This window comes from Microcystis sp. BLCC-F210 (assembly GCF_042134685.1).
GTDB classification, from domain to species: Bacteria; Cyanobacteriota; Cyanobacteriia; order Cyanobacteriales; family Microcystaceae; genus Microcystis; species Microcystis aeruginosa_D.
The window spans coordinates 1,484,942-1,497,647 of the sequence record NZ_CP169647.1; the positions used below are offsets into that span (position 1 = coordinate 1,484,942).

Sequence of the window (12,706 nt, forward strand, 5' to 3'; positions counted from 1 at the left end):
CGGAATCCTACACTGGTAAATTCTACCCCATCCCCCACTTCATAGATCTGTTCTTGTCAAACTCCGGAATCCTTGCGACGGTGACATTCAATTTTGGCTCTTCGGTTTTTGTTATGCCATGGACGGGGTTTATAAGGGATGCAACCCTTATATAGAAAGGCATTTAGCGATTTTTGTTAATTATTTTTGCTCTAGAGCGAACTAATCAATTAAGTCTGTTGCCAGATAAGGATTTAGTCGATTTATGCCCCCCATCGAACCATAACAAGTAACGAAGAGCCTCAATTTTCATCTGGTTTTGATGAATAAGAATATATTCTTTTAAGGTGGGACAGGTTTGATAATCGCTAAATTTATCACCCCTATCAAAGGATTCCGTCGATTGCGATAATACTTCAATAATCAGAACGGGATAGAGAATAAAATCATCGGTATTGTTAATCTCTCTCTCGTCACAAACCGCGGCAATATCGGGATAATAATAACAATTTGCTTCCTCTAACCGAACTTTGATATCGGAAGTGAGAACAAGACAGGGACTATCATCGAGATGGATACTCAATAAGGTAGCTAGATTTGTATTTAAGACAATATGCGGCTTTTTATCCCCTACCATCGCATAAATCCGTCCTTTTCGGTACTCGTGCTTAATCGGACTGACTCTTTCCCTTTCTAGATACACTTCTGGAGAGACATAAAAAAAATTAGGATTCGTCACCATGCTCCTCATGCTCCCTATTCTCGAATAACTAAATTATCGCCTGTGGGAATCATCGCTCTTGGACTCAATCTCGCTAGACTTATAGATCAATGATTGTCACTTGTAACATTTGTATTACAGTTATGTGACAGGATAGAGATAACGACTCTCAAAGGGACGTTATTTAGGAATGAATGCCGAAAACGATTGATATCCATAGGTTTGCCAGAATGTCCAACGCTAAAAGTTACAAAGATACCGTTAATTTGCCTCAAACTGACTTTGATATGCGAGCAAATGCCAGCAAACGTGAGCCAGAAATGCAGAAATTCTGGCAAGATGAGCAAATATACGAGAAATTAGCGCAAAATAACCCCAAAGAATTATTTATTCTCCACGATGGTCCTCCCTACGCTAACGGATCTCTGCATATCGGTCATGCTTTAAATAAAATTCTCAAAGACATTATCAATAAATATAAACTGCTGCAAGGCTACAAAGTGCGCTATGTGCCGGGTTGGGATTGTCACGGGTTGCCGATTGAACTGAAGGTTTTACAAAGTCTCAAAAGCTCGGAAAAAGAGGGTCTAACCCCTTTGAAATTACGTCAGAAAGCCCACGATTTTGCCCTTCAAACGCAAAAAGAACAGTGTGAAGGTTTCAAAAGGTATGGAGTCTGGGGAGACTGGGAAAATCCCTATTTAACCCTAAAACCCGAATACGAGGCCGCTCAAATTGCCGTATTCGGAAAAATGGCCCTAAAAGGTTATATTTATCGGGGACTAAAACCGGTTCACTGGAGTCCTAGTTCTCAAACCGCTTTAGCTGAGGCCGAATTAGAATATCCCGAAGGTCACACTTCCCGCAGTGTCTATGTTGCTTTTCCAATTACGTCAGTTTCAACCCCGGTTTTAACGCCATTTTTGCCTAATTTATCCGTCGCTATCTGGACGACTACCCCCTGGACTTTACCCGGGAATTTGGCCGTCGCATTGAACCCAGAATTAAACTATTCAGTGGTGGAAACTAGCGAGTCTAATTATCTAATCGTAGCGACGGATTTAGTCGAAAAATTGGCCGACACTTTTAACACAACTTTGACGATTAAAGCAACGGTTAAAGGTCTGGAATTAGAACATACTAAATATCGTCATCCTTTGTTTGACAGAGAAAGTGCTATTCTCATCGGTGGGGATTATGTCACCACTGATTCCGGTACCGGATTAGTTCATACGGCCCCCGGCCATGGTCAGGAGGATTATATCGTCGGCCAACGTTACGGTTTACCGATACTTTCTCCCGTGGATGATAAGGGAAATTTCACCGCAGAAGCGGGACAATTTGCGGGTTTAAATGTCTTGAAAGATGCTAATGAAGCAATAATTTTAGCACTGACAGAAAAGGGGGCCTTACTCAAAGAAGAAGCATATCAGCATAAATATCCCTACGATTGGAGAACCAAAAAACCGACAATTTTCCGCGCAACAGAACAATGGTTTGCTTCCGTGGAAGGATTCCGGGAATTAGCTTTAGAAGCAATTGATTCGGTGCGTTGGATTCCTGCAACGGGTAAGAATCGCATCACTTCTATGGTGAGTGAAAGAAGCGATTGGTGTATCTCTCGTCAGCGCAGTTGGGGGGTTCCTATTCCTGTTTTTTATGACGAAGAAACGAATGAACCGCTGTTAACGGAGGAGACGATTAATCACGTTCAAGCTATCTTCGCAGTCAAGGGTTCTAATGCTTGGTGGGAGTTATCGGTAGAGGAATTGTTACCTCCCAGTTATCGCGATAATGGTCGCAGTTATCGCAAGGGAATGGATACTATGGATGTGTGGTTTGATTCTGGTTCTAGTTGGAATGCGGTGGCTAATGCTCGACCAGAATTAAGTTATCCTGCGGATATGTATCTAGAAGGATCGGATCAGCATCGGGGATGGTTTCAATCGAGTTTATTAACCAGTGTCGCTGCTAATGGTATTGCTCCCTATAAAACGGTGTTAACTCACGGTTTTGTTTTGGATGAACAGGGACGAAAAATGAGTAAATCTCTGGGTAATGTCATCGATCCTAATGTGATCATTAATGGTGGTAAAGACCAGAAAAAAGAACCCGCTTATGGGGTGGATGTGATTCGGTTATGGGTGTCCTCAGTGGACTATACCAATGATGTGAATATCGGCCAAAATATTCTTAAACAGTTGGTAGATATCCGTAATAAAATCCGTAACACTGCCAGGTTTTTACTGGGGAGTTTAAATGATTTTGATCCCGTTAAAGATGCGGTAGCTTATGAAGATCTACCGGAGATCGATCGCTATATGTTACATCGTATCTCGGAGGTGTTTACGGAAGTTACGGCAGCTTTTGAAAGTTTCCAATTTTTCCGATTTTTCCAGACGGTACAGAATTTTTGTGTTGTCGATTTATCTAACTTTTATATTGACATCGCTAAGGATCGTTTATACATTTCTGACCCTAATTCTTTCCGTCGTCGCAGTTGTCAAACAGTCTATGCTATTGCTTTAGAAAATCTTGCTAAAGCGATCGCTCCTGTCCTGTCTCATCTAGCGGAAGATATCTGGCAATTTCTCCCCTACAAAACTCCTTATTTATCAGTATTTGAGTCAGGATGGCTAAACATCGATCATGCTTGGAATAATCGCGAATTGGCCGATAAATGGGCGAAATTCCGGCAGCTACGCACCGAAGTTAATAAGGTGATGGAAACTGCCAGAAATGATAAAGCGATCGGTGCTTCTTTAGAGGCAAAAGTTTTACTTTATGTTCCCGATGAAACCTTACAACAGGAGTTAGAATTATTCAACAATTGTGATAGTTTAACTGGGAATAAAGTCGATGAATTGCGTTATCTATTTCTCTCTTCTCAAGTGGAATTAGTTAGTGATATTAGCGCGATTCAAACCGCAGAATATAAGGGAGAATCGGACTTTGTTTCGGTGGGAATTGTCAAAGCAGACGGCGAAAAATGCGATCGCTGTTGGAATTATTCCACTCAAGTGGGAAAATTTGCCGATGATCCCACTATTTGCGAGCGCTGTAATGCCGCTTTAAAAGGAGAGTTCTAAGCTAAACTAAAAGGGTGCTTTATTGTCTAATAAAGTACCCTTAGTTGCTTCTACAAACTTAAACTTATGGAAATTAAAGACCAAGAAAAATATGAATGTTAGCGATCTTAAGAAAACTGCCTTGATATATTGGCCAGTTGAATTAGCAGAAAAAGAAAAACTATCTAGTATAATTCCCTTACTAATACGAACTCAAGAAAGTTTTATCAGTATATTACGAATAGCATCTAAAGATCCCTTCTCATGGATAACAGCCTTAGATTTATGTGATGAACTTTATCCTAATCTATTTTTAAAACATCTCTGTGTTCTATCTGATATTGGTGGAGAAAATTTAAAAAGATTCTCTTCAGAACTTTCTAGGGATTTTTATTCTAAAGATTTTGAGTTTATATTTCGAGACAAAATTTATCAATACCAGTTTGTTTCTTTGAAAAATAGAGCTACATGGAATAATAAAAATTTGGGATTAGACGGGGAGGGAATATTAAAACCTTGTTCTCTTAGCCAAGAAATCCGAGATGTTATTATGCTAATAATGTTCGGTGGTTTGGCAACCTCTATAAATGTTCCTGATGAAATAGAAGAAAAATGTATTATTGGTGCTATGATAGGTAACATTAGACTTCTGGAAGAATATATTAAGCATCGTTACATCTGGGTTAGTAAAATTACTGGGGGAGCAAAATCGAATAAAATGGGTCAGCTTGCTCAAGAATACATTAGAGAAAAATTGAAAGTATATTTACCTGAGTGGGATTTTTCTAGAAAATCTATACCAGGAATAAGTCAAAATGAGGGTAGAACACTAACCAAATTTGATATAGTGGGAATACCACCTCATGATCGACCACCTTACTGGGGTATTGAAGTATCATTTCAATTTACTACTAACAGTGTTGTAGAAAGGAAAGGAAAATTGGCTAGAGATAGACGAGAAATTTTAAACAGACAGCACCATAAGGTTGCTTATGTAGTTGATGGAGCGGGAAATTTTGACAGAAGTTCTTTTATACAAGACTTAATTGATTTTAGTGACTGTGTTGTTAACTTTAGTGAAAATGATCTTAAGCGTTTAGCTAAAACTATGGAGGATTCAATTAAAAATGAGCCACAAAAGTGAAAATTGTCTACCACTAAAAGTTATTGAAATACAGCCCTCTGCGTTAGAAGATAATTATCAAAATATAGGCAAAAACTCTAATGTCTATTTTCTTCATCTTCCGACTATTAAACAATGTAAAATTAAAGAAATATCTAATCTTAAAGATTACTTAATTAGTTTTGCAAATGAATTAGATGATAAAAGTGTATTGTGTATATTGTCCAATGCAGAAATTGCCTGTCAAGTCATATCGTTTTTAGAAAAATCTACATATTTTAAGCTATGGGTTGCTATCAAAAGAAGTCAAGCATTAATGGATGAGAGCTATATGTTAGACAACCATGTATCTTTGACGATGTTTACTAAATACCGTTCACCTTTAAAGCATAATAAAACTTTAATTCAGTATTCTTATTGTCCCTCCTGTAATAAAACGACAAAAGATTATGGAGGTAAAAAACATTTATATAGTCCATTGGGAACATTAATGTCAGATGTGTGGAGGGACATAAGTTATTCTCATCAAAAAATACCTCAAGATATTCTTGAAAGAATAAAGGATCTTTTTGGGTTAGAACCATATCAATTTGTGTACTATATAGATCTACAAAATTATTTTGCCACCATCGACAATAATCAAAAAATAAAACCTCTAGAAAATACAACTAATAATGTCATATACAAACAGCCAATTAATTTGATTAAAAGCAATCTACTAATTAATGATGATTGCTTAAATTATCTACGATTATTACCCAATAATTCAATAGATTTTGTTTTTGCCGATCCTCCTTACAATATCCAAAAAAAATATGATATATGGAATGATTGTCAGGATAATAATCAATACATAAAGTGGTGTATTGAATGGGTCAATGAACTGGCTAGAGTATTAAAGAATGGAAAAACTCTAGCACTCCTCAATATTCCTATATACTTGGCTAAATACTATGAATTTAGCCAAGGAGTTTTAGAATTTCAAAATTGGATAGTTTGGGAAAGTCTTAGTCTTCCTGTAAGACAAATAATGCCTTCACATTATGGTATTTTGTGCCTAGGCAAAGGTGAACCAGAAATTAAAAAAATTAGTAATGAAAGTATTTATGATTATAATTTTTCTTTAAAAGAATGGTATTGTATTAGAGAGCAATGTATCAAAAAAAGAAATAAAGATAAAACAGTAGATAGAGAACCGTTAACTAATATATGGTGGGACATTCATAGACTAAAGCATAATTCAAAACGTGTAGATCACCCATGTCAACTACCTCCAACACTAATGAAACGTATTCTCACTATATTTACCGAGGAAAATGATTTGGTATTAGACCCCTTTAATGGCTCTGGTACAACTACTCTGGTTGCCTCTATCATGAACAGACGATACATTGGCATTGAAATTTCTGAGCAGTATCATTCTTTAGCTGAACAAAGACATATAGAGTTAGAAAATGGTGTTGATCCATTTTCTAAAAGAGATATTATTCCTAAGGCTAAAAATAGTAGAGTTAATCGTATTAAAAAACAAAAATATGATGTTTCTAAAAAAACTTTACAGCTAGAAGTGAGAGATATAGCGGTAAAAATAGGACGAAAACCAACCAGAGAAGATATAGAAAAGTACAGCCAATATCCTTTCAGATACTTTGACGAATATTTTGCTGATTGGGGAGAAGTTTGTGGTGCTGTCGGTGATAAGGGTATGCAAGAAAACAAGGACATAGATAACTACCCAAACTTTAAGCAGCTTGAGCTACCATTTGAGTGATTCTTGATAATGTTGACTTATTTCTCAAACGATCGCTTAGTCAAAATTAAACCCCCTAACCGGTGAAAATTAACTACAAGCGATCGAAAAACTGGGAAAATATTCAATTAATTCAATGTCATCTTTTTTAACTATCCTGCCCATGAATAATCAGGTCATCCGTACTGATAAAGCTCCAGCCCCTGTGGGTCCCTATAATCAAGCGATCGCCGCTCCTGGTCCTTTTCTCTTTGTTGCGGGACAAATTCCCCTAGATCCCGTCACGGGTGAAATCGTCTCCGGGGAAATTAGCGCCCAAACCGAACAAGTTATGGCCAATCTAGAGGGCATTTTAACCGCTGCTGGGGCTAATTGGTCAAATGTGGTGAAAACTACCGTTTTTCTCTCGGATTTAGCCAATTTCGGGGCGATGAATCAAGTTTATGCCCGTTATTTCCCCCCGGAAACCGCCCCAGCCCGGGCCTGTGTGGAAGTGGCCCGTCTTCCCAAAGATGTCCTAGTGGAAATAGAATGTATTGCCGCTTTAGCCTAAAAATTAAGGTGGGCAATGCCCACCCTAACCTAATCTCTCTCTAGACCACCAAAGCTTCTAGAATCGTCTTATTGTAGATAATTCGCCCCACTGTAGTACGCACATACTGAGCAATTATCTGACCATCCTTCTCGCGGGTTTTGCGTTCCCGATAATATTTCCAGATGCTGCCATCGGGGAGAGTTTCCGTTTCCAGGACTTCCTCATCGGGTTTATTGGTTTTCACCTTTTCTCCCACCGGTAAACGCAACCACACAGAAGCGTGCAGATCCACCAATCCCTGATCAAAAGAGCGAATAGCGTCATCCATGCTGGCGAAATAACGACCCCCACCCTTTTGGGCCTTGGGATTTTCGGCCGTGAGATAATAACAACCCAAAACCATATCCTGAGAAGGGGCAACAATCGGGCGACCGGTCGCCGGTGAGAGAATATTATGACAAGCTAACATCAACAATCGCGCTTCCGATTGTGCTTCCAGGGAGAGGGGAATATGTACGGCCATTTGGTCCCCGTCAAAGTCAGCGTTAAAAGCGGGACAGACGAGGGGATGTAACTGAATCGCCCGGCCCTCCACTAGGATCGGTTCAAACGCTTGAATGCCCAAACGGTGCAGGGTAGGGGCGCGATTTAACATCACCGGGTGTCCCGTGATTACTTCATCCAAGACGTGCCAAACATTAGCATCCCCCCGTTGGATCATTTTCTTGGCTGCCTTGATATTATTGACGATGCCTAATTTAATTAAACGATGGATAACGAAGGGTTGGAACAATTCGATCGCCATTTCCCGGGGTAAACCGCATTGATAGATCTTCAATTTCGGACCGACAACGATAACCGAACGTCCCGAATAGTCCACCCGTTTGCCGAGGAGATTTTGACGGAAACGCCCCTGTTTACCCTCGATAATATCCGATAAAGACTTCAGGGCGCGATTATTGGCCCCCACCACCGTGCGACCGCGACGACCGTTATCAATTAAAGCATCGACGGCCTCCTGTAACATCCGTTTTTCGTTGCGGACGATAATTTCGGGAGCGAGAATTTCTTGCAGACGGGATAAACGGTTATTGCGGTTAATCACCCGACGGTAGAGATCGTTCAGGTCAGAGGTGGCAAAACGGCCGCCGTCCAACTGCACCATCGGGCGTAAATCGGGGGGAATCACGGGAATTACGGTTAAAACCATCCATTCTGCCTGAGAACCCGTGGCGACAAAGTTATCGATTACCCGGAGACGTTTAATTAATTTTGCCCGTTTTTGCCCTTTACTTTCGACAATTTCCGTCCGCAGTCTTTCCGCTTCTTCTTCCAGGTTAATTTCCTGTAAGAGTCTTTGGATAGCCTCGGCCCCGATACCCACTTCAATACCGACTAATTCCGAATCCTCCGCGTAGATTTCTTCTTCGATCTCTAACCATTGATCTTCGCTGAGGAGTTGTTTATAACTAAGATTGCCGGCATTGCCCGGATCGAGAACCACATAGGCATTAAAATAGACGATTTGCTCCACGTCCCGCAGGGGCATATCGAGCAGGATACTGAGATAACTGGGAATACCTTTGAGATACCAAACGTGGGTGACGGGGGCAGCCAGTTTGATAAAACCCATGCGATGACGACGTACCCGGGACTCGGTGACTTCCACCCCGCAACGTTCACAGACAATTCCCCGGTGACGGACGCGTTTGTATTTACCGCACCAACATTCCCAGTCCTTCGAGGGGCCAAAAATTTTCTCGCAGAATAACCCATCCATTTCCGGTTTGAGAGTCCGATAGTTGATCGTTTCTGGTTTGGTTACTTCTCCGACGACTTGACCGTTAGGCAGGTTTCTTTCTCCCCATTGCCGAATTCTTTCGGGGGACGCTAAACCGATTTTGACGTAATCAAATCTTTGATCTGTTGGAGTCTTCATTCTGAATTTTTTACTATGGGTAATGATTCTGGGATAAGCGATCGCTCGCGCGTTCTCGATGCCCCGATGACAACTATTAGGCAGAAACGACGGTTAACTCAGTCACTTTTTCTTGGGGTCAAACTGGCCCGATCGAGTCCGGGACATTACATTATACAATTTTTCCAGTTCGATCGACCATTAAGTGATATTTTCCCAGATGATGATGCTACCGTCGGCCGCAGCCGCTGCTAGGTGACAATAATCGGGGCTGAGAACTAAACTGGAGATCGGTGACGATCGCCCATTGTCGGTGCTAAGAGTTGCGATCGCCTGTTGAGAATTGGCTAACCAGATTTTAATCTCTCCGTCGGTTCCCCCGGTAAATAACCACTGACCCTCCTCTGCAAATACCAAGCTTGTCACCTGACCATTATGGGCATTGATCACCCGAATTGGCGCAAAATGACCGCTTTTCTCCGGGTCGTATTGCCAGATTTTCACCGTCCCATCCACACAACCGGCGGCAATAATCTGACTATCGGCAGCGATCGCCAGACTCTGCACCGAAGAAACGTTACCGGATAGGACGGCGATTTTTGCTCCCGATCCCAATTGCCAGAGGGTGACAGTGCCATCACCTCCAGCTGCGGCGATAAAATCTTGATTAGGAGCCACTGCTAGGGCATAAATTGCCCCTAGACTGTCATAGGAGCTAAATTCTTCGTTTTCCTGCTCTAAATTCCACTGTTTTAGGGTTTGATCGTAACTACCGCTCACCAAAAAATGCCAACGGGGGGCAAAATCCAGGCCATGAATCGAACCGAGATGACCGAGGAAAATTTGATTTAATTCCAGACTACTGCCATCGCTGGCTAAAGTCCATAATTTAACGGTTTGATCGAATCCTCCCGTCGCTAGATGATAATCGCCGTTTCCGGTCACTGCTAGGGCTAAAATGCCCTGATCATGAGCTTCAATCGTATTAATCAGGGTTCCTGTGGCAAAATCCCAGATTTTTAGGGTACGATCCCAACTAACGCTAATTAAAAACCGTTGATCCTCGGTAATTGCGATCGCTGTAATCATTTCCCGATGGGCGCTCAGACGGCGATAATAGTGCCAATGGGGGATAGGGGGGGAAGTGGGAGTTAAATTAAGGGTAGGTAGGGTGATTTGTGGCTCATTTTCCGCTTTTATGGGGTTAATATCCGCCGATTCTTCCTTAATCGGCAAAATTTCTCTTTGTAAGCGACTGTAGGATTTTTCCAGATGTTCGATGCGTTCGAGCAGGCCGTTACGGTTGATATATTGAATAATTTGATTGTAGGACTGTTCGAGGGCGAGAATATTTTCCTCTAATTCTGCGATCTCGCGTAGCGAGCGCGTTGCGACCGCACGATCATTACCCCTGGCCGCTGCGGGATCGAGGGACTGTATTTGGGCCGATAAAGCTTCTTTTTCTTCTTCCCACTGACTCTGTAAATTACCAGTTATCTCGGTTAAGCGTTGAAGTTGCCTAGTTCTTTCTCGGAGACGATTGAGAATATTCAACCCGAAAGTCACGACTAGGAGGAACAAAGGCAAAAACCCCGCACCCATGGCCATAAGGGTAAGCAGGGTTAATCCTAGGGCGATATATTCCGCTAATTCTAGCCAATGGGGGCGATGGTCGGTCATTTTGCAGTTACCGGTAAAGGGATTTTGATCATCTCCTGATTTCAGACTCATGGTAACGCTAATTGCTGCCTTGGGATTGACTAAAATGAATTTTTAAGCAGGAGTTAAGACTTTTCCCTTAGTTTCTATCGGTGCGGTTAAAGCGGATTCTAGATCGGCCTTCCCTAGTCTTGCTTCTAAAATTTTCAGCACTTCCCGTCCAAAATCATCGGGATTTTGTCGCCATGCTTGCAGACAAACTTCGCCAAAGAATGACCCCAAAGGTTCAGGATTCCAGAGCAATTTTTTGGCTGTCCAGGGCATTAAACTCATGGGATCATAGCTGGGTTTAATAATCTCTTTTTTGAAGGCGTATTCTTCTAGATGTGTGTGGGGTTGTAGTCCAATAAAAAAGATAGCTGGTTCCACTTTATCGACTCCAAAAATATTTTCTAATTCCCGATGATAGGTGATAGTTTGACGAATAGTTTCTAGGGTTTCATCAATGACATTAAAGGAATAATTTACCGAAACTAGATCATTAAAACCCGCCGCTTTTAAGTCTCGACAATTTTGCAAAACTGTCCGCAAATTATAGCCCATACGCATTTTTCGGACTAATTCCTGAGAACCACTGGTGATGCCAATTTCAAAGTAGTTCATGCCTGTTTTTACCATTAAATCGCACAGTTTCGGAGTAAGATTATCGGCACGAATATAGGCAGCCCAACGGATATCTTTCATCCCAGCATCGAGGACTTTTTCTAATAGTTCTTCCACATCATTGATAAATTTTCTGGTGGGGATAAATTGGGCATCGGTAAACCAAAAATTGCGAATGCCGCGGTCGTATAATTGGCGCATTTCCTTAACTACTTCATCTGCGGGATTAATGCGTACTTGTTTGCCTTCAACGACGGTATAGATGCAGTAGCAGCAGTTATGGGGACAGCCGCGCTTAGTTTGTACCCCGATATAAAAGTCGTTTTCTTGGAAATAGTAGGAAAATTCCGGCCAAATACTGGCGATGTAGTCGTAGTTACAAGCGGATTTTTCTAAGGGGGTGGGGGATTCGTGGATTAAACGCGGCCTGGGTGTGGTTTCTCCGACTACATAACAACGTTCATCGTTAAAGTCCCGGCCGGAGAGGAATTTTTCTAGCAGGGTTTCCCCTTCTCCCACTGATACAATTGTTCCTATGGGCAGTTTGGTTTTTAGTTGTTCGTAGAAAACACTGACGGCACCACCCCCGACGATAACTCGCGCTTCGGGATGGTATTTTCTGGCCCGCTGCAACCCGCGGCGAATTAGTCCCTGATTGCGCCATAATTCACCGTAGTAGGCGGTTGTCACCTTTAAACCTCCTAAAGCACCGCGCAGCTTGATTAGGGGGTTTTTGGCGTAGTAAAATTCAAAGGCGTTTTGTAGGGGATTACCACCGCGACCACCGACGGGAGCATATATTTGAATATCCCGCCAGGAGAATACTAGCAGGGTGGGCCGAAATTCGTCAACACAGCGATCGAGGGTCTGGTTAAAGTCTAAGGGGGGGACAGTCCCAAGGTCAAAAATCCTTTGTTCGATGTCGGGGAATAGTTTATGAACGTGGTCGGAAAGATAAACAACACCGATGGGGAAAATAGGGTTACAGGGGAGTCTAACGTAGAGGATGCGTTGCGCTTGCGGTTGAGTCATGAGATTTCTGAATGAGACGAGGACGCATTCTGAGTGATCTTAATATAACTTAACTTTGTCTGGCTTGTCTGGGAGAGGTGATAACCGTCTAGACTTACATTCATAAGTATTTTGACTTACCCCCTTTTTTTTTTGAGACTTTGTGACACCTAGGGTGCGGAATGTGGGATAAGATAAACTTTTGTAACAGAGGATGTTAAGCACTGTTGCAAGATCGGGCAGAATCGGAGAATCTCGTTCCTTTCGGCTAAACCCCTG

General features: G+C 41.8%; 8 protein-coding genes. 4 read left to right on the plus strand and 4 right to left on the minus strand.

Annotated elements, in window-relative coordinates:
* Positions 1–205: 205 nt before the first annotated feature.
* Positions 206–721 carry a Uma2 family endonuclease gene (locus tag ACE3JL_RS07090; protein ID WP_375329162.1) on the minus strand — a complete coding sequence of 172 codons (516 nt, stop codon included), beginning with the start codon at positions 719–721 and terminating at the stop codon, positions 206–208.
* A gap of 209 nt (positions 722–930) precedes the next feature.
* Here ACE3JL_RS07090 and ileS point away from each other — a divergent pair, with 209 nt between their 5' ends.
* The 4 genes from ileS to ACE3JL_RS07110 all read left to right on the plus strand — a co-directional run bounded on the left by ileS (position 931) and on the right by ACE3JL_RS07110 (position 7,194).
* Positions 931–3,789 carry an isoleucine--tRNA ligase gene (ileS, locus tag ACE3JL_RS07095; protein ID WP_271989600.1) on the plus strand — a complete coding sequence of 953 codons (2,859 nt, stop codon included), beginning with the start codon at positions 931–933 and terminating at the stop codon, positions 3,787–3,789.
* A gap of 22 nt (positions 3,790–3,811) precedes the next feature.
* The gene (locus ACE3JL_RS07100; protein WP_375329163.1) at positions 3,812–4,912 is read left to right on the plus strand and encodes a restriction endonuclease; all 1,101 of its coding nucleotides are present in this window, start codon (positions 3,812–3,814) and stop codon (positions 4,910–4,912) included.
* The gene (locus ACE3JL_RS07105; RefSeq protein ID WP_375329164.1) at positions 4,896–6,662 is read left to right on the plus strand and encodes a DNA methyltransferase; all 1,767 of its coding nucleotides are present in this window, start codon (positions 4,896–4,898) and stop codon (positions 6,660–6,662) included. The genes ACE3JL_RS07100 and ACE3JL_RS07105 overlap by 17 nt, the downstream gene beginning before the upstream one ends.
* Positions 6,663–6,777: 115 nt before the next feature.
* Positions 6,778–7,194 carry a RidA family protein gene (locus ACE3JL_RS07110; RefSeq protein ID WP_002762767.1) on the plus strand — a complete coding sequence of 139 codons (417 nt, stop codon included), beginning with the start codon at positions 6,778–6,780 and terminating at the stop codon, positions 7,192–7,194.
* Between the two features lie 40 nt (positions 7,195–7,234).
* Here the strand turns inward: ACE3JL_RS07110 and ACE3JL_RS07115 are convergent, their stop codons facing one another.
* From ACE3JL_RS07115 to ACE3JL_RS07125, 3 genes are all read right to left on the minus strand, one after another.
* Positions 7,235–9,115 carry a DNA-directed RNA polymerase subunit gamma gene (locus ACE3JL_RS07115; protein ID WP_271989172.1) on the minus strand — a complete coding sequence of 627 codons (1,881 nt, stop codon included), beginning with the start codon at positions 9,113–9,115 and terminating at the stop codon, positions 7,235–7,237.
* Positions 9,116–9,295: 180 nt separating this feature from the next.
* Entirely contained in the window at positions 9,296–10,825 is a 1,530-nt protein-coding gene (locus tag ACE3JL_RS07120; protein ID WP_375329165.1) for a hypothetical protein, read from the minus strand.
* A gap of 42 nt (positions 10,826–10,867) precedes the next feature.
* Entirely contained in the window at positions 10,868–12,448 is a 1,581-nt protein-coding gene (locus ACE3JL_RS07125) for a photosystem II high light acclimation radical SAM protein (protein ID WP_271989175.1), read from the minus strand.
* Positions 12,449–12,706: the final 258 nt, after the last annotated feature.

Coding starts and splice junctions, on each gene's coding strand:
- ACE3JL_RS07090 (WP_375329162.1), bottom strand. CDS start 721: ATGGTGACGAATCCTAATTTTTTTTATGTCTCTCCAGAAGTGTATCTA.
- ileS (WP_271989600.1), top strand. CDS start 931: ATGTCCAACGCTAAAAGTTACAAAGATACCGTTAATTTGCCTCAAACT.
- ACE3JL_RS07105 (WP_375329164.1), top strand. CDS start 4,896: ATGAGCCACAAAAGTGAAAATTGTCTACCACTAAAAGTTATTGAAATA.
- ACE3JL_RS07110 (WP_002762767.1), top strand. CDS start 6,778: ATGTCATCTTTTTTAACTATCCTGCCCATGAATAATCAGGTCATCCGT.
- ACE3JL_RS07115 (WP_271989172.1), bottom strand. CDS start 9,115: ATGAAGACTCCAACAGATCAAAGATTTGATTACGTCAAAATCGGTTTA.
- ACE3JL_RS07120 (WP_375329165.1), bottom strand. CDS start 10,825: ATGAGTCTGAAATCAGGAGATGATCAAAATCCCTTTACCGGTAACTGC.
- ACE3JL_RS07125 (WP_271989175.1), bottom strand. CDS start 12,448: ATGACTCAACCGCAAGCGCAACGCATCCTCTACGTTAGACTCCCCTGT.